The sequence below is a fragment of the Armatimonadota bacterium genome, from assembly GCA_031081585.1.
Classification (GTDB): Bacteria; Sysuimicrobiota; Sysuimicrobiia; order Sysuimicrobiales; family Humicultoraceae; genus Geohabitans; species Geohabitans tengchongensis.
The window spans coordinates 13,460-29,511 of sequence record JAVHLY010000032.1 but is presented as its reverse complement, the minus strand read 5'-3'; the positions used below and the strand labels follow the sequence as shown (position 1 = coordinate 29,511).

Sequence of the window (16,052 nt, the reverse complement as noted above, 5' to 3'; positions counted from 1 at the left end):
TCCCGGATGCTCTGCGAGCTCATGGTGCCTCCTGATCCGGTAACCGGATTTATGAGGCAACACTACCCCGCTCGGTAACCTGAATTATGAGGCGGATCGGGGGGTTGACAATCCGCACCCCTCTCTGCTAGCCTCCGTCGTAACTTCAGGCAGCGCCGTGGCCGAGCGCAGGCCGGGGTCTCCTGGAGGCTATACGGCGGCGAAGGAAGTGCGCCTAGGGTTCCACGGCGCCCACAAGGTGCCGGTCGGTCCAAGCGGCGCAGGCGGGCCCGGGTGGTCCGCTACACCGTCAGGACAAAAGCCTGAGGGATAGGTTCCTCGCGGGACACTATTCGCTCGGGCGTTTTTCTTTCGCACCGAGCGCAGGCGCTGCCCACCAGGCAGTGGCGATGAGGGGAAGCAGTAGGCCGTCGGAGCGGTGGTGAGAGAGCCGGGCCAGGTGCGAGCCGGCCACCGCCCCGCCGCCGAACTCGTCCCCGAGCCGTAGGGTCGACGGCCACCGGCTCAGGCCCTACCGGTCGCCCCCGATATCGGGCGAAGAGTTCCAGGGCGCAGGGCGCACGCCGGGCGGCGCCAGCCCCTGGAAGTAAGGTGGTACCACGGAGCCATCCGTCCTTACGGGTGGCTTTGTCCGTTTTTCGAGGGCGCACGGCTGACGCCCAGCGCCGACCCCGGCTGGCGCAGGCGGCAGCCGGCGGGCAGGCGGCGGACGGCAGTGCCGACCGCGACGGGGAGCGCGCGCCGCCGGCGCTGCAGAGACTGCACGAGAAGGGAGGGAGACCAGGCATGGCCACGAGCGCCGTCCAGGCCACACCCACGGGGAGCGGGAGGGAGGTGGCCGTCCGCATCGGGGCGCAGGTCCTCGTCGAGACCCTCCGCCGCCTGGGAGTGACCGCCATCTTCGGCCACCCGGGCGGGGCGGCGCTGCCCATCTACGACGCCCTCTACGACGCCCGCGACATCGCCCACGTGCTCGTCCGCCACGAGCAGGTGGCGGCGCACGCCGCGGTCGGCTACGCGCGGGCCACGGGGCGGGTGGGGGTCTGCCTGGCCACCTCGGGGCCCGGGGCCACCAACCTCGTCACCGGGCTCACCGACGCCTACATGGACTCGATCCCTGTCGTGGCCATCACCGCCCAGGTGCCCACCGCGGTCATCGGCCGCGACGCCTTCCAGGAGGCCGACATCATCGGCCTGACCCTGCCCATCACCAAGCACAGCTACCTCGTGCGCGACCCTGCCGACCTGCCCGCCGCCCTCACCGAGGCCTTCGCCGTGGCCGCCAGCGGCCGCCCCGGGCCGGTGGTGGTCGACGTGCCCCGCGACGTCTCCCAGACCCCCCTGGCCGCCACCCGCGGCGAGCCGGCGCCCTCGCGCCGCGCCGGCCCGCGCGCCCCGCACGCCGGGCAGATCGCCGCGGCCGCAGCGCTCCTGCGCGACGCCCGCCGCCCGGTCATCTACGCCGGGGGCGGGGTGATCAGCGCCGGGGCCTCCGTCGAGCTCACCCGCCTGGTCGACCAGACCGGCGTGCCGGTGACGGTCACCCTCATGGGCAAGGGGGCCATCGACGAGCACCACCCCCGCTGCCTGGGGATGCTCGGCATGCACGGCACCGTCTGCGCCAACTATGCCGTCGACGCCGCCGATGTCGTGCTGGCGGTGGGGGTGCGCTTCGACGACCGGGTGACCGGACGGCTGCGCGACTTCGCCCCGCAGGCGCGCTTCATCCACATCGACATCGACCCGGCGGAGATCGGCAAGAACAAGCCCGCCCACGTCCCCATCGTCGCCGACGCCCGCGCCGCGCTGGGCGCCCTGGCCGACGCGCTGCCCGACCCGCTGCCGCTGGAGGCCTGGTGGCGGCAGCTCGAGGAGTGGCAGGCGCGCTACCCGCTGCGCTACCGCCAGGGCGACGACGTGATCAAGCCCCAGTTCGTCTGCGAGACGCTCGCCCGGCTCACCGGGGACCGCGCCGTGGTCGTCACCGACGTCGGCCAGCACCAGATGTGGGCGGCGCAGTTCTGCCGGCCGCGCGCGCCCCGCACCTTCATCAGCTCTGGAGGACTGGGGGCGATGGGCTTCGGGTTCCCGGCAGCCCTCGGCGCCCAGGTGGCCCGACCCGACGCCACGGTGGTGGCGCTGGTGGGCGACGGCGGCTTCCAGATGACGATGCAGGATCTCATCACGGCGGTGGAATGGCGCCTGCCGGTGAAGGTCGTCGTGCTCAACAACGGCTCGCTGGGGATGGTGCGGCAGTGGCAGGAGTTTTTCTACCGCCAGCGCTACTCGCACGTCTTCCTGCGCAACCCCGACTTCGCCCGCCTGGCCGAGGTCTTCGGAGCGCAGGGGCGCAGCGTGCGGCGGCCGGACGAGGTCGAGGCGGCCCTGGCCTGGATGCTGGCGGTGCCGGACGGCCCCTGCGTGCTGGACGTTCACGTCGACCCGCAGGAGAACTGCCTGCCCATGATCCCCTCGGGCCAGTCGGTCAAGGAGATGATCCTTGGCTAGCGCCGCGCCCACCCCGCAGCCCGGAACGGCCGCCGCCACCGCCACGGCCAACGGCGGCGGGGGCGGGCCGCGGACGCTGGGCGTGCTCGTGGAGATGCGCGCGGCGGTGCTGGAGCGCGTGGCGGGGCTGCTGCGCCGCCGCGGCTACCCGGTGCGCGAGCTGGTCCTGGGGCGCACCGAGGAGCCGCACCTGGCCCGCCTCTTCGTCGTGCTGGAGGAGGGGGCGTCCGGCGAGCAGGTGGCCAAGAACCTGAACAAGCTCGTGGACGTGCGGCGGGTGGCCGACCTGAGCGCCCAGCCCACGGTGGTGCGGGAGCTGGCGCTCATCAAGGTGGACGTCACGCCGGGGACCCGCCAGGAGGTGCTGCTGGCCGCGCGGGTCTTCCGCGCCCGGGTCGTGGACATGGGGGAACGCACGCTCACCCTCGAGGTGAGCGGACGTCCCGAGAAGGTCGACGCCCTCTACCGCCTCCTGCGCCGCTACGGGGTGCGGGAGCTGGTCCGGTCGGGCCCGCTCGCCCTGGTGCGCGGGCCGCAGAGCACCTGAGCACGGCTGACGGAGGGAGGGGAGCACGCATGGCACGCATCTACTACGACGCCGACGCCAGCCTGGCGCCGCTGCGCGAGCGGCGCGTCGCCGTGATCGGCTACGGCAGCCAGGGGCACGCCCACGCGCTCAACCTGCGGGACAGCGGCATCGACGTGGTCGTGGGCCTCTACCCCGGCAGCCGCTCCTGGGCCGCCGCCCAGGAGGCCGGGCTGGCGGTGCGGGAGACGGCCGAGGCGGCGCGCGAGGCCGACGTCGTCGTCCTCCTCATCCCCGACGAGGTGCAGGGCCAGGTCTACCGGGAGGCCATCGCTCCGCACCTGCGCGCGGGACGGGCGCTGGCCGTGGCGCACGGCTTCAGCCTCCACTACCACCAGGTGGTCCCGCCGCCGGACGTGGACGTCTTCATGGTCGCCCCCAAGGCCCCCGGCCACCTGATGCGCCGGCAGTTCGTGGCCGGGCAGAGCGTGCCCGCCCTGCTGGCCATCCACCAGGACGCCTCGGGCGGGGCCAGGGAGCTGGCGCTCGCCTACGCCCGGGGCGTGGGGTGCACGAAGGCGGGCGTGATCGAGACCACCGTGCGCGAGGAGGTGGAGAGCGACCTCTTCGGGGAGCAGGCCGTGCTCTGCGGCGGGGTGACCGAGCTCATCAAGGCCGGCTTCGACACCCTGGTCGAGGCCGGCTACCAGCCGGAGATCGCCTACTTCGAGTGCCTCAACGAGCTGAAGCTCATCGTCGACCTGCTCTACGAGGGGGGGCTCGCCTGGATGCGCCACTCCGTCAGCAACACCGCCGAGTACGGCGACCTGACCCGCGGCCGGCGCATCATCACCGAGGCCACCCGGGCGGAGATGCGCCGCCTGCTGCGCGAGATCCAGGACGGCACCTTCGCCCGCGAGTGGATCCTGGAGAACCAGGCCGGCCGGCCGGTGCTGGAGGCGCGGCGACGGGAGGAGGCGGCCCACCCCATCGAGGAGGTGGGGCGGCGGCTGCGCGCCATGATGCCCTGGCTCGCCACCCGCCCGGAGGTGGCCGCGGCCGGAGGACGCTGAGGTGAGCGCCACGGTGCCCACCGACCGGGTGGCCATCTTCGACACGACCCTGCGCGACGGGGAGCAGGCCCCCGGCTTCGCCATGACCCCGGAGGAGAAGGTGCGGGTGGCCCGCGCCCTGGAGGCGCTGCGCGTGGACGTCATCGAGGCGGGCTTCCCCATCGCCTCCCGCAGCGACTTCGCCGCCGTCCAGGCGGTGGCGCACGAGGTGCGGGAGGTCACGGTGGCGGCGCTCGCCCGCACCGTCCCCGCGGACATCGAGGCGGCGGCCGAGGCCCTGCGCGGGGCGGCGCGGCCGCGTCTCCACACGTTCATCGCCACCTCCGACGTCCACCTGACCTACAAGCTGGGCAAGACCCGCGCGCAGGTCCTGGAGGAGGTGGAGCGGGCGGTGCGCCAGGCCCGGCGCCTGGTCCCGGAGGTGGAGTTCTCCGCCGAGGACGCCAGCCGCACCGACCCCGCCTACCTGGTGGAGGTCTTCCGCACCGCCGTGGCGGCGGGGGCCCGGGTGCTGAACATCCCGGACACCGTCGGCTACGCCACGCCCGAGGAGTTCGGCGCGCTGGTGCGCCGGGTCTGCGAGGCGGTGGCCGACATGCCGGGCGCGCACGGGGAGCCCGTCACGGTGAGCGTCCACTGCCACGACGACCTGGGCCTGGCGGTGGCCAACTCGCTGGCCGGCGTGGCCGCCGGCGCGCGCCAGGTGGAGTGCACGGTGAACGGCATCGGCGAGCGCGCCGGCAACGCCGCGCTCGAGGAGGTGGTGATGGCGCTGCGCACGCGGCGCGACCGCTACGGGGTCACGGTGGGCGTGGAGACCACGCGCCTTTCGGCCACGAGCGCGCTGGTGGCCGCCGTCACCGGGGTGGCGGTCCCGCCCAACAAGGCCATCGTGGGCGCCAACGCCTTCGCCCACGAGGCCGGGATCCACCAGCACGGCGTGCTGCGCCACCCCGCCACCTACGAGATCATGCGCCCGGCCGACGTGGGGGCGGAGGGACGCCTCGTGCTGGGGCGCCACTCCGGGCGTCACGCCCTGCAGCACGCGCTGGAGGCGCAGGGGATCCGCCTCGACGAGGCGGCGCTGGAGGCGGCCTTCCAGGCGTTCAAGGCGCTGGCGGAGGCGCGCAAGTACATCACCGCCGAGGACCTGCGGGCCCTCGTGCCGACGCCGGCGGCGGGGGCGCCGTCAGGCCCGGGGAAAGCGCAGTGGTGGGGATGACGCTGACCGAGCAGATCCTGGCGGCCCACGCGGGTGTCCCGCGGGTGACCCCCGGAGAGGTCATCGAGGTGCGGGCGGACTTCGTCTTCGCCAACGACATCACTGCCCCGCTGGCCATCCGCGAGTTCGAGCGCATGGGGGCCCGGCGCGTCTTCGACCCCGAGCGGGTCGCCATCGTCTTCGACCACTACGTGCCGGCGAAGGACATCGCCTCGGCGGAGCAGTGCCGCATCGCCCGCGAGTTCGCCCGCCGCCACCACCTGCCGCACTTCTACGACGTGGGCCGATCCGGCATCGCCCACGTCCTGCTGGCCGAGGAGGGGTTCGTCGTTCCGGGAGACGTCTTCTTCGGCGCCGACTCCCACAGCTGCAACCACGGGGCGCTCGGCGCCTTCGCCACCGGGGTGGGCTCCTCCGACCTGGCCGCGGCCATGGCCCTGGGGCGCCTGTGGATGCGCGTGCCGGAGACCGTGCGCTACGAGTTCCGCGGCCGCCTGCGGCCCTGGGTGACCGGCAAGGACCTGATCCTGCACGTCATCGGCGACATCGGCGTGGACGGCGGGCGCTACGGGGCCATGGAGTTCGTGGGGGAGGCGTTGCAGGACCTGACCATGGACGAGCGCTTCTCCATCACCAACATGGCGGTCGAGGCGGGCGCCATGAACGGCATCATGGAGGCCGACGAGACGGTGCTGGCCTGGGTGCGCCCCCGCGCCCGCCGCCCCTGGACCGTCTACCGCAGCGACCCGGACGCGCGCGTGGCCGGGGTGCGCACCTACGACGTCTCGACGCTGGAGCCGGTGGTGGCGGTCCCGGCGTCGCCCGGCAACGTGGTCCCCGTGCGCGAGGTGGCGGGCGTGCGCGTGGACCAGGTCTTCATCGGCACCTGCACCAACGGACGGCTGGAGGACCTGCGCCTGGCCGCACGGGTGCTGGCCGGCCGCCGCGTCCACCCGGAGACGCGCCTGCTGGTCATCCCGGCCACCCCCGCGGTCTACCGGCAGGCGCTCGCGGAGGGGCTGCTCCAGGCCTTCCTCGACGCCGGGGCGGCGGTGAGCACGTCCACGTGCGGGCCCTGCATCGGCGGCCACATGGGCGTGCTGGCGGACGGCGAGGTGTGCGTCTCCACCAGCAGCCGGAACTTCGTGGGCCGCATGGGCCACCGCCAGAGCCGCGTCTACCTGGCCAACCCGGCAGTGGCGGCGGCGGCGGCCGTGGCGGGGCGTCTGGTGCACCCCGCCGACGTCGTGCGCGACCTGGTCCCGGCCTGAGGGGGGCGCGGGTGATGCAGCTGCGCGGACGCGCCCACCTCCTCGGCGACCACGTCGACACCGACGGCATCATCCCGGCGCGCTACCTGGTCACCACCGACCCCGGCGAGCTGGCCCGCCACTGCTTCGAGGACCTGGACCCCACGCTGCGGGAGCGCATCCGGCCGGGCGACATCCTGGTGGCCGGCCAGAACTTCGGCCAGGGGAGCAGCCGCGAGCACGCGCCCATCGCCATCAAGGGGCTCGGGGTCGGGGCGGTGGTGGCGCGCTCCTTCGCCGGGATCTTCCACCGCAACGCCTGCAACGTGGGCCTGCCGCTGGTGGAGTGCGCCGAGGCCCGCGACCGGGTGCGCGACGGGGACGAGGTGGAGGTCGACCTGACCGCCGGGTGGGTGGTGAACCACACCCGCGGCGAGCGCTACGCCATCACCCCGCTGCCGCCGTTCATGCGGTACCTGCTGCAGTCGGGCGGGATCGTCGAGTATGTCCGGGCGGCGCTGGCCGCCGCGGAGGCGGGCGGCGCCGCCCCCTGAGCGGTGTGCCGATGATGGTGCGTGAACGACTGGGCGCCAAGGCAAAGGAGGTCATGGGATGACGGACCGGGAGCAGGACGGGCAGACGCCACACCGGCCCTCGGCGGAGGCAGAGGTGCCGCGGGCCAACGAGGAGCCGTGGGAGCGGGACCGGCGCGAGCGTGAACGCCGTGCTGCCGAGCGCGAGGCCGGCTGGGTGCGCGAGCGGATCCAGCAGCTCTTCTAGGTGACGCGGCAGGCGGACCCGATGCCGACCGGCGCCGGCGGCACGGGCGCGCGCCCGGACGGCTGGACGATCGCCGTCCTGCCCGGCGACGGCATCGGGCCGGAGGTCACGGCCGAGGCGGTGCGCGTCCTGCTGGCGGCGGCCGAGCGCGCCGGCGTGCGCGTGCACCTGCGCGAGGGGCGCATCGGCGGGGCGGCCCTCGACGCCACGGGCGACCCGCTGCCGGCCGAGACGCTGCGGCTGTGCCGGGAGGCCGACGCGGTCCTGCTCGGCGCCGTCGGCGGTCCGCGCTGGGACGGCCGGTCCCAGGAGCACCGGCCCGAGCGCGGCCTCCTGCGGCTGCGCCAGGCCCTCGGCGTCTACGCCAACCTGCGGCCCGTGCGCCTGCCGCCGTCACTGGTGGACGTCTCGCCGCTGCGTCCCGAGCGCGTGGGCGGCACCGACCTGGTGATCGTCCGCGAGCTCGCCGGCGGCGCCTACTTCGGCGAGCCCCGCTGGTACCGCGACGAGGAAGCGGTGGACACGATACGCTACCGGGCGGAGGAAGTCCGCCGCGTGGCCCGCGTCGCCTTCGCCCTCGCCCGGGGGCGGCGGCGGGAGGTGGTCTCGGTGGACAAGGCGAATGTCCTGGCGACCTCGGTGTTGTGGCGGACCGTGGTGGAGGCGGAGGCCCGCGCCCATCCGGACGTGGCGGTGCGTCACCTGCTGGTGGACGCCTGCGCCCTGGAGCTCGTGCGGGCCCCGCGCCGGTTCGACGTGGTCCTGACGGAGAACCTCTTCGGCGACATCCTGAGCGACGGGGCCGCCGGGCTGGTGGGCTCGCTCGGCCTGCTGCCGTCGGCCAGTGTCGGAGAGACGCATCCGTGGCTGTACGAGCCCGTGCACGGCTCCGCGCCTGACCTGGCGGGGCGGGGCGTGGCCAATCCGCTCGGGGCCATCCTCAGCGTGGCGATGATGCTGCGAACTTCGCTCGGTCATCCGGAGCTGGCGACGGCGGTGGAGCAGGCGGTCGACGAGGTCCTGCAGGCCGGCATCCGCACCCCGGACCTCGGCGGGACGGCCACGACGGCCGCGGTGGGCGAGGCCGTCGCGTCCGCCCTCCAGGAAGGTCAACCGCTCGTCGGGGGCAGGCCCGCATGAGCCCCCCGGCGGTCCCCCGTCCCCACAGCCGGCGGCTCCTCGACGGCCCCGAGCGCGCGCCCGCCCGAGCCTACTTCCGCGCCGTGGGCTACAGCGACGACGACCTCCGGCGGCCGCTCATCGGCGTGGCCCACGCCTGGATCGAGCTGATGCCCTGCAACATCCACCTGCGCGACCTGGCCGCCCACGTCAAGGCCGGCATCCGCGCCGCCGGCGGCACGCCGGTGGAGTTCAACACCATCGCCGTCTCCGACGGCATCGCCATGGGCACCCCGGGCATGCGCAGTTCGCTGGTCAGCCGCGAGGTGATCGCCGACTCGATCGAACTCGTGGCCCGCGGGCACCTCCTCGACGGCCTGGTCGCCATCACGGGGTGCGACAAGACCATTCCCGGGGCGGTGATGGCCCTGGTGCGTCTCGACCTGCCCGGCCTGATGTTGTACGGCGGCTCCATCCAGCCCGGCCGCTACCAGGGGCGGGATGTGACGATCCAGGACGTCTTCGAGGCCGTGGGCGCCTACCAGGCCGGGCGCCTCTCGCTGGAGGAGCTGTACGCGCTCGAAGCGATCGCCTGTCCCGGGCCGGGGGCGTGTGGCGGGCAGTTCACCGCCAATACCATGGCCATGGCCTTCGGGATGCTGGGGATCGCCCCCATGGCGGCCTCCGACCTGCCGGCCACCCATCCGGAGAAGGCCGCGGCGGCGGCAGAGGTCGGCCGGCTGGCGGTGGAGCTGGTCCGGCGGGAGGTGGGCGCACGGCGCTTCGTCACGCGCGAAGCCCTCGAGAACGCCATCGCCGCCGTGGCCGCGAGCGGCGGGTCGACCAACGCCGTCCTCCACCTGCTGGCTGTGGCCCACGAGGCCGGGGTCCCGCTCGACCTGGAGGACTTCGACCGCATCAGCGCGCGCACACCCCTGCTGGCCGACCTGAAGCCGGGCGGGCGGTTCGTCGCCACCGACCTCCACCGCGCCGGCGGCACCCGCCTGCTGGCGCGCCGGCTCCTCGACGCGGGGCTCCTCCACGGCGACGCGCCCACGGTCACCGGCCGGACGATCGCCGAGGAGGCGGCGCTCGCCGAGGAGGCCCCCGGGCAGGAGGTCGTGCGCCCCCTGCACGCCCCGCTCCGCCCACACGGAGGGTTGGCCATCCTACGTGGCAGCCTGGCCCCGGAGGGGTGCGTGGTGAAGCTGGCCGGTCACGAGCGCCTCGTCCACACCGGCCCAGTCCGCGTCTTCGATCGCGAGGAGGAGGCGTTCGCGGCGGTCCGCGAGCGGCGGATCCACCCGGGCGACGTCGTGGTGATCCGCTACGAGGGGCCGGTGGGCGGACCAGGGATGCGGGAGATGCTCGCCGTCACCGGGGCCCTCGTCGGAGCGGGATTGGGCGAGTCCGTGGCGCTCATCACGGACGGGCGTTTCTCCGGCGCCACCCATGGGTTGATGGTGGGGCACGTGGCCCCTGAGGCCGCCGTGGGCGGCCCCCTGGCCGCGCTGCGCGACGGTGACGAGATCACCATCGACGTCCCGGCCCGGCGTCTGGACGTGGCCCTGCCGCCCGAGGAGCTGGCTGCCCGCCTGCGCGCCTGGCCCGGCCCGCCTGCAGCCTCCCGGGATGGGGCAGGGGTGCTGGCCAAGTACGCCCGGCTCGTCTCCTCGGCGTCGAAGGGTGCGGTGACCACGGCCTGAGGATACCGAACGCGACTCGCCCCGGGGCGAGCGTGACGCACGACCGGCGTCGGAGCGCCCCGGCCCGGCGTTATCGCGGCGTGAACGGCGCTCTGCCCGAGGCGCGGCGTCCCGGGCCGTGGGACCGGCGCACGGGCCGGGCACGAGTCCATTGACGGAGGCCCGGTTCGCCCTCATACTGGACCTCGCATCAGGAGCGGTCCCGACGCGGACCCGGCAACCTGGGACGGACACCCAAGGTGCCTGCCTGCCGCCCGGCTGAGCCGGCGGCGGGGATGCGGTCTCGACAGGCCCCGGCCTGGACGAGGCAACCGTGTCCGATGGCAGCCCGCGCTCCTGGTGGAGAGCGGGCGTTGATGTTTTCTGGGGGTCCGCAGACGGCGTTCCGAGAGGAGGGAGAGATGGCCCGGCACCTGCGCTGTCGCCTCTGTGGCACGACCTACCCGCTCGAGCCCCGCTACGTCTGTGAGGAGTGCCTCGGACCGCTCGACGCCGTGAGCGTGGTCGAGGGCGGGCCCGCCGGGAGCGGGAGCGGGGAGGCGGAGGCCCTCCGCCGCACCATCAGCGCGGGACCGCCCACCCTGTGGCGCTACGCGCCGTTCCTGCCGGTCGACCCCGACCCCGCGAGCGACCTGGGCGCCGGCTGGACGCCGCTGCTGCCCGCCCCGCGCCTGGGCGCCGCGCTGGGGCTGCGGCGCCTCTACCTGAAGAACGACGCCGCGAACCCCACCTGGTCGTTCAAGGACCGCGTCGTCGCCGTGGGGATCGCGGCGGCGCGCCAGTTCGGCTTCACCGTGGCGGCGTGCGCCTCCACCGGCAACCTGGCCAACGCCGTGGCCGCCTGCGCCGCCCGGGCCGGCCTGCGGGCCGTCGTCTTCGTGCCGCGCGGGCTCGAGGCGGAGAAGCTCGTCCTCTCGGCGGTGTACGGCGCGACGATCGTCGAGGTCGACGGCACCTACGACGACGTCAACCGCCTCTGCACCCAGGTGGCCGACGAGTACCGCTGGGCCTTCCTCAACGTGAACCTCCGCCCCTACTACGCCGACGGGGCCAAGACCCTGGGCTACGAAGTGGCGGAGCAGCTCGGCTGGCGGCTGCCCGACCACGTGGTCGTGCCCATGGCCTCGGGCAACCTGCTGGTGAAGATCGCGCGCGCCTTCGCGGAGCTGGCCGAGGTCGGCCTGGCGGCGGCGCGACCGGTGCAGGTCCACGGCGCCCAGCCTGCGGGCTGCGCGCCCATTGCCGCGGCCTTCGCCGCCGGGGCGGCGCAGGTGGCGCCGGTGCGGCCGCAGACCGCGGTGCGCTCGCTCGCCATCGGGAGCCCGGCCGACGGCCTCTTCGCCCTCCGGGCGATCCGCGACAGCGGCGGCCGGGCAGTGGCGGTGACGGATGAGGAGGCCGCCGACGCCGTCGCCCTGCTGGCGCGCACCGAGGGGCTCTTCACCGAGAGCGCCGGCGGCGTCACCGTGGCGGCGCTGCGGCGCCTGGCGCAGGCGGGCGCCGTCGACCCCGAGGCGACGGTGGTGGTCTACCTCACGGGGATGGGGCTGAAGACGCGGGAGAACCTGGTCCCGCTCCCCGGGCCCGTCGCCATCCGGCCCACGCTGGCGGCGTTCGAGGCGGCGGTGTTGCCGCGCCTGGAGGGCGTGGCTGCGGCCGCTGCGGGTGCCGGCGCCGCTGCGGCAGGAGGTGAGGGCTGATGCCCCGGGTGCGCATCCCCGCCCCGCTCCGCCAGCACGCCGACGGTCAGCGCGAGGTGGCGGTGGCGGGTGCCACGCTGGGCGAGGTCCTGCGCGCCCTGACCGAGCGCTGGCCCGGGCTGCGCCCGCGGCTGCTCGACGGCGACGGCGGGCTCCACCCGTTCGTGAGCGTCTTCGTGGACGGTGAGGACGTGCGCCTGCTCCAAGGACTCCAGACCCCGTTGCGGGCTGACGCCGAGGTGACGATCCTGCCGAGCATGGCCGGCGGCGCCGAGCGGCCGTGACGGCCTAGCCCTTCACCGCCGCGGCCAGGATGCCGCGCACGAGGGCCCGCTGCAGGGCAAAGAAGACGGCCACCGGCAACGCCATGGAGACGAAGGCCGCTGCCGTCAGCAGCTGCCAGTTCTGCCCCCTGAGGGTGGAGAGGACCTCGCGCCCGCGGAAGGGCATCCAGGCCAAGGCATAGGCGGCGTAGTTCTGCAGGGTGAAGGTCCAGGGCGGCCGCAGCGCGGTCCACCAGTCGGTCGAGGCCACGCCGCGGCGGCCGGAAGGAGCTCACCAGCAGGCCCAGGGTGGGCAGGAGCCACAGCAGGCAGACCCCCAGGACGACCAGGTGCGGTGATCGTCGGCGCCAGCAGGGGGACGATCACCCGCCAGAGATGGCCACGGTGTCGGGCCGCGGGTGCAGCTGGACGCGCAGCGTCCTCATCCTCGAGAGTCGAGCTCCGCCGCCGGCCAGCGCCGACCTACCGGGCCCTCGCGCGTTGACGCCCCCCGGCCGGCACCTGCCCGGCCGGCTGCTCGGGCGCGGTGCCCAACCGGTGCTCGTAGCTGAGCGCCCCGCCGAGCCATCCCGCGTAGCCCAGTCCCAGGACCCCGATGAGCGAGAGGATGTACCCGGTCGGCGTCTGTGGGGTACGCCAGCGCAGGTACAGGTTCACGGCGTAGAGGGCGACCACGACCAGGTTGACGACCATGTGGCGGGTCGCCGTGCCCCGCACCTCCGGTCCCATGGGGATGGTGAGGTAGTCGACGAACCCGAAGAGGGCGGCCAGCAGGCCGCCCACCAGCCCGAAGGCAATGAGCCAGGTCCCCATGGCCGTCCAGAAGTCGGAGCCGCCCAGCAGGGAGAAGATGTCGGCAACCAAGGAGCCGACGAAGAAAGCGATGGGAAACGGCACGAGCATCGGGTGAATCGGGTGACGCCACAGCGTGGCCTTGCCCTGCATGATCTGACCCTCCTCTGGTCCTCCCCTGAACCTTTTCCCTTGCTCACCCCCATGCTTGCTGTCCTGTGTCGCGGTCCTCAAGTCAGTCTCGGCCGTCAGACAAGCCTGTCTTGTTTCGCGGACACCGCGCGGTGGTAACCCCCACTCGGAGGTGATGACCATGGTGCACCATCAGCACGACGTGATCCGCCGCTACCTGCAGGACGCCCTGGCGGCCGAGCAGAGCTTCGAGAACCAGCTCAAGCAGTTCGCCGAGGATAGCCAGCAGCCGGAGCTGCAGCAGCTCTTCCGGCAGCACGCCGACGAGACCCGCTGGCAGGCGGAGCGACTCAAGGGGCGGCTGGAGGTCCTGGGCGGTGCGCCCTCCGGCGTGAAGGGGTTCATGGCCAACCTCTTCAGCCTGGGCCCCAAGGTGGCCCAGATGGGACACGACCCCTCCGAGAAGGGGGTGCAGAACCTCATCGCCGCCATCGCCGTCGAGCACAGCGAGCTGGCCATGTACGAGGCCCTGGCCCAGGTGGCCGCAGCGGCGGGTGACCTGGAGACCGAGCAGCTCGCCCGGGACATCCAGCAGCAGGAGGCGCGGGCGGCCGAGATGCTCTGGCCCTACGTCGGGCGGACGGCCCGGGAGGCCTTCCAGCAGGTGGCGATGACGTCAGGCTAGCGCGTGGGCTGCGCCGCCGGGACGGGGCGCGTGGTCTACGCCGGCCACGGCAGGGGACGGGGACCGTGCCTGGGCTCGTCCCCTGCCCCGTCCATCCCCCATAGAGCTGTCGAGGAGGCTACGATAGTGCCCGGTGGCCTCCATGACTGCCCTGTCGCCCACGCACGCGACTCCCCCGGCGGACGCCCCCGCGCAGGGGGGGGTCGCCAGGCCGCGGCGGCGACAGCGTCGTATCGCCCTGGCCGCCCTCAGCGTGGCCGGCTTCCTCGACGCCCTCTACATGCTGGCCTACCACGAGGGGCTCATCGACCGGCTGGTCTGTCCGTTCTTCGGGGAGGGGTGCGAGCGGGTAGGGCGCTCCCCTCACGCGGTCCACTTCGGGCTCCCCAATGCCCTCGTCGGCGCGCTGGGCTACGCGGTCATGACCACACTGGCCGTGGCGCTGGGAGACCGCCCGGCGCGGCAGCGCCCTTACCGGGTGCTGGCCCTCGGCGCCACAGCCGGAGCGGCGGCGGCCGCCAGTGCCGTCCTCACCTACGAGCAGCCGGCCCGCGTGGGTGCCTGGTGCTTCTGGTGTCTGCTCTCCGCCGCGCTCAACGCTGCCATCCTCCCGCTGGCCCTGGCCGAGGTGCGCGAGGCCCGGTCGGCCCGCCATGCCCTCTACCCGTAGGGCGGCCGTGGACCGGGACGAGGTGCGTCGGATCCTGGGCGCCTGCGAGGCGGCGCTGGAGGAAGGACCGGTGGACCTGCGGCGCCTGGGCTTCTGGCGGGCGGTCGAGGCGGTCAAGCGCCATCCCGAATGGCTGGACGAATTCGGTCGGCGCATTGCCGTGATCGACCGCCGGGCCTTCCAGCGCCAGGTCTGGATCCTCCTTCCCCTGGAGAGAGGGCTCCCGCTCCTCGCAATGGGGGCCGGGGTGGGCGCGGGGCTCGTGGTGGGCGCTCTGGAGGCACCGGCTCCGGCGCGAGGCATCCTCCTCCTGGCCGGGGCCGGAGTGCTGCTCGGCACGACGCACGACCTGGCCCACTACCTGGCGGGGCGGGCGGCCGGGATGACCTTTACAGATCTCTACGTCCTCAAGCCGCTGCGTCCTCAGCCCGGGATCAAGGTCGACTACGAGAGCTACCTGCGCGCGCCTGCGGCGGCGCGTGCCTGGATGCATGCCTCGGGGGCCCTGGTCACGAAGCTCATCCCCTTCCTCCTGCTCCCGGTGGCCCTGGCCGCCCGCGCCCCCCGCTGGACCGTCCTGGTCCTCCTGGCGCTGGGGGTGGTCCAGATCCTCACCGACCTGCTCTTCTCCACGCGCTCGTCCGACTGGAAGCGCGTCCGGCGGGAGCTCCGCCACGCTCGGCGCCAGGCCCGCCGACGAGAACCCCCTCCATAGCAGCCCGGAGCAGCGCCAGCCCGCCACCAGGAGCGCCGTCCGCAGCAGCCCCGGTGGCATCCCCACCGGTAGGCTCTGGTTTCTGTCGGCGTGAGCGCGGGTAAGGGTGCTAGAGTAGAGACGAGCCCATACCAGCCACGGCCTGCCGTGGCCATCACGCCACGAGGAGGTGAGAGCATGCCGTATCCCTTCACGCTGCCCGAGCTCGGGTACGACTACGGGGCCCTGGAGCCGCACATCGACCGGCTGACCATGGAGATCCACCACCAGAAACACCACGGGACGTACGTGAACAACCTCAACGCGGCCCTGGAGAAGCACGCGGCCTTCCACGGTCGGGAGGTGGAGGACCTGCTGCGCGACCTCTCGGCGCTCCCGGCCGACATCCAGACGCCGGTGCGGAACAACGGGGGCGGCCACCTGAACCACTCCCTGTGGTGGCGCTGGATCGCTCCCGGCGGGAGCCGGACGCCCTCGGGCGCGGTGGCGGAGGCGATCACCCAGGCCTTCGGCAGCTTCGACGCCTTCAAGGACCAGTTCACCAAGGCGGCGCTGGGGCGGTTCGGTTCGGGGTGGGCCTGGCTCGTCGTGGGAGCGGACGGGAAACTGGCCGTGACCTCCACGCCCAACCAGGACTCCCCGGTGATGGAGGGGCAGGTCCCGGTGCTGGGGATCGACGTCTGGGAGCACGCCTACTACCTGAAGTACCAGAACCGCCGGGCCGACTACGTGGCGGCTTTTTGGAACGTCGTGAACTGGGACGAGGTGGCGAAGAGCTTCGAGCGCGCCCGCGCCGGCGCGATGGCGCGCTAGCGGTCGTCGACCGCTAGCCGGCCCGCGGGTCGCCCCGGCGGCCCGCGGGCCTCGTGCTGCGTGGTGGGACCCGGGAA

16 protein-coding genes and 1 pseudogene are annotated in these 16,052 nt (G+C 73.9%); 15 read left to right on the top strand and 2 right to left on the bottom strand.

Going from position 1 to position 16,052, the window contains the following annotated elements; genetic code table 11:
• Positions 1 to 786 precede the first annotated feature (786 nt).
• The 11 genes from ilvB to RB146_11835 all read left to right on the top strand — a co-directional run bounded on the left by ilvB (position 787) and on the right by RB146_11835 (position 12,168).
• Positions 787 to 2,508 carry a biosynthetic-type acetolactate synthase large subunit gene (gene ilvB / locus RB146_11885; protein MDQ7829668.1) on the top strand — a complete coding sequence of 574 codons (1,722 nt, stop codon included), beginning with the start codon at positions 787 to 789 and terminating at the stop codon, positions 2,506 to 2,508.
• Positions 2,501 to 3,055, top strand: a complete 555-nt coding sequence (ilvN, locus tag RB146_11880; GenBank protein ID MDQ7829667.1) for an acetolactate synthase small subunit — start codon at positions 2,501 to 2,503, stop codon at positions 3,053 to 3,055. Before ilvB ends, ilvN begins: the two co-directional genes overlap by 8 nt.
• Before the next feature lie 29 nt (positions 3,056 to 3,084).
• Positions 3,085 to 4,107, top strand: coding sequence for a ketol-acid reductoisomerase (ilvC, locus tag RB146_11875; GenBank protein ID MDQ7829666.1), 1,023 nt, complete (start codon positions 3,085 to 3,087; stop codon positions 4,105 to 4,107).
• A gap of 1 nt (position 4,108) precedes the next feature.
• A complete protein-coding gene (locus RB146_11870; GenBank protein MDQ7829665.1) occupies positions 4,109 to 5,329 on the top strand; it encodes a 2-isopropylmalate synthase in 1,221 nt (406 codons plus the stop codon).
• Positions 5,320 to 6,600: a 3-isopropylmalate dehydratase large subunit gene (locus RB146_11865; protein MDQ7829664.1), complete on the top strand. Its 1,281-nt coding sequence runs from the start codon at positions 5,320 to 5,322 to the stop codon at positions 6,598 to 6,600. The genes RB146_11870 and RB146_11865 overlap by 10 nt, the downstream gene beginning before the upstream one ends.
• Before the next feature lie 14 nt (positions 6,601 to 6,614).
• Entirely contained in the window at positions 6,615 to 7,133 is a 519-nt protein-coding gene (locus tag RB146_11860) for a 3-isopropylmalate dehydratase small subunit (GenBank protein MDQ7829663.1), read from the top strand.
• 58 nt (positions 7,134 to 7,191) lie between these two features.
• A complete protein-coding gene (locus RB146_11855) occupies positions 7,192 to 7,359 on the top strand; it encodes a hypothetical protein (protein MDQ7829662.1) in 168 nt (55 codons plus the stop codon).
• A 21-nt stretch (positions 7,360 to 7,380) separates the two neighbouring features.
• Positions 7,381 to 8,499 carry a 3-isopropylmalate dehydrogenase gene (leuB, locus tag RB146_11850; protein ID MDQ7829661.1) on the top strand — a complete coding sequence of 373 codons (1,119 nt, stop codon included), beginning with the start codon at positions 7,381 to 7,383 and terminating at the stop codon, positions 8,497 to 8,499.
• Complete coding sequence (ilvD, locus tag RB146_11845; protein ID MDQ7829660.1) at positions 8,496 to 10,184, top strand: dihydroxy-acid dehydratase; 1,689 nt, start codon at positions 8,496 to 8,498, stop codon at positions 10,182 to 10,184. Before leuB ends, ilvD begins: the two co-directional genes overlap by 4 nt.
• A gap of 401 nt (positions 10,185 to 10,585) precedes the next feature.
• Positions 10,586 to 11,884, top strand: a complete 1,299-nt coding sequence (gene thrC, locus RB146_11840; protein MDQ7829659.1) for a threonine synthase — start codon at positions 10,586 to 10,588, stop codon at positions 11,882 to 11,884.
• Positions 11,884 to 12,168 (top strand): ubiquitin-like small modifier protein 1, encoded by a 285-nt coding sequence (locus RB146_11835; GenBank protein ID MDQ7829658.1) that lies wholly within the window; start codon positions 11,884 to 11,886, stop codon positions 12,166 to 12,168. Before thrC ends, RB146_11835 begins: the two co-directional genes overlap by 1 nt.
• Positions 12,169 to 12,172: 4 nt before the next feature.
• On the opposite strand, the pseudogene RB146_11830 reads toward RB146_11835, so the two are convergent.
• Together RB146_11830 and RB146_11825 are read right to left on the bottom strand one after the other, a co-directional pair.
• Positions 12,173 to 12,298, bottom strand: a pseudogene (locus tag RB146_11830) (carbohydrate ABC transporter permease).
• 332 nt (positions 12,299 to 12,630) lie between these two features.
• Positions 12,631 to 13,113, bottom strand: coding sequence for a DUF2231 domain-containing protein (locus RB146_11825; protein MDQ7829657.1), 483 nt, complete (start codon positions 13,111 to 13,113; stop codon positions 12,631 to 12,633).
• A gap of 154 nt (positions 13,114 to 13,267) precedes the next feature.
• Here RB146_11825 and RB146_11820 point away from each other — a divergent pair, with 154 nt between their 5' ends.
• From RB146_11820 to RB146_11805, 4 genes are all read left to right on the top strand, one after another.
• Positions 13,268 to 13,777 (top strand): DUF892 family protein, encoded by a 510-nt coding sequence (locus RB146_11820; protein ID MDQ7829656.1) that lies wholly within the window; start codon positions 13,268 to 13,270, stop codon positions 13,775 to 13,777.
• 142 nt (positions 13,778 to 13,919) lie between these two features.
• Positions 13,920 to 14,447 (top strand): vitamin K epoxide reductase family protein, encoded by a 528-nt coding sequence (locus tag RB146_11815; GenBank protein ID MDQ7829655.1) that lies wholly within the window; start codon positions 13,920 to 13,922, stop codon positions 14,445 to 14,447.
• 22 nt (positions 14,448 to 14,469) lie between these two features.
• Positions 14,470 to 15,162: a hypothetical protein gene (locus RB146_11810; GenBank protein MDQ7829654.1), complete on the top strand. Its 693-nt coding sequence runs from the start codon at positions 14,470 to 14,472 to the stop codon at positions 15,160 to 15,162.
• A gap of 177 nt (positions 15,163 to 15,339) precedes the next feature.
• Positions 15,340 to 15,975, top strand: a complete 636-nt coding sequence (locus tag RB146_11805) for a superoxide dismutase (GenBank protein MDQ7829653.1) — start codon at positions 15,340 to 15,342, stop codon at positions 15,973 to 15,975.
• Positions 15,976 to 16,052 lie beyond the last annotated feature (77 nt).

What these genes read in the sequence shown, in the direction of transcription:
- RB146_11835 (MDQ7829658.1), top strand. Translation starts at nt 11,884, where the DNA reads ATGCCCCGGGTGCGCATCCCCGCCCCGCTCCGCCAGCACGCCGACGGT.
- ilvC (MDQ7829666.1), top strand. Translation starts at nt 3,085, where the DNA reads ATGGCACGCATCTACTACGACGCCGACGCCAGCCTGGCGCCGCTGCGC.
- leuB (MDQ7829661.1), top strand. Translation starts at nt 7,381, where the DNA reads ATGCCGACCGGCGCCGGCGGCACGGGCGCGCGCCCGGACGGCTGGACG.
- RB146_11825 (MDQ7829657.1), bottom strand. Translation starts at nt 13,113, where the DNA reads ATGCAGGGCAAGGCCACGCTGTGGCGTCACCCGATTCACCCGATGCTC.
- RB146_11860 (MDQ7829663.1), top strand. Translation starts at nt 6,615, where the DNA reads ATGCAGCTGCGCGGACGCGCCCACCTCCTCGGCGACCACGTCGACACC.
- RB146_11805 (MDQ7829653.1), top strand. Translation starts at nt 15,340, where the DNA reads ATGCCGTATCCCTTCACGCTGCCCGAGCTCGGGTACGACTACGGGGCC.
- ilvB (MDQ7829668.1), top strand. Translation starts at nt 787, where the DNA reads ATGGCCACGAGCGCCGTCCAGGCCACACCCACGGGGAGCGGGAGGGAG.
- RB146_11855 (MDQ7829662.1), top strand. Translation starts at nt 7,192, where the DNA reads ATGACGGACCGGGAGCAGGACGGGCAGACGCCACACCGGCCCTCGGCG.
- RB146_11820 (MDQ7829656.1), top strand. Translation starts at nt 13,268, where the DNA reads ATGACCATGGTGCACCATCAGCACGACGTGATCCGCCGCTACCTGCAG.
- thrC (MDQ7829659.1), top strand. Translation starts at nt 10,586, where the DNA reads ATGGCCCGGCACCTGCGCTGTCGCCTCTGTGGCACGACCTACCCGCTC.
- RB146_11815 (MDQ7829655.1), top strand. Translation starts at nt 13,920, where the DNA reads ATGACTGCCCTGTCGCCCACGCACGCGACTCCCCCGGCGGACGCCCCC.
- ilvD (MDQ7829660.1), top strand. Translation starts at nt 8,496, where the DNA reads ATGAGCCCCCCGGCGGTCCCCCGTCCCCACAGCCGGCGGCTCCTCGAC.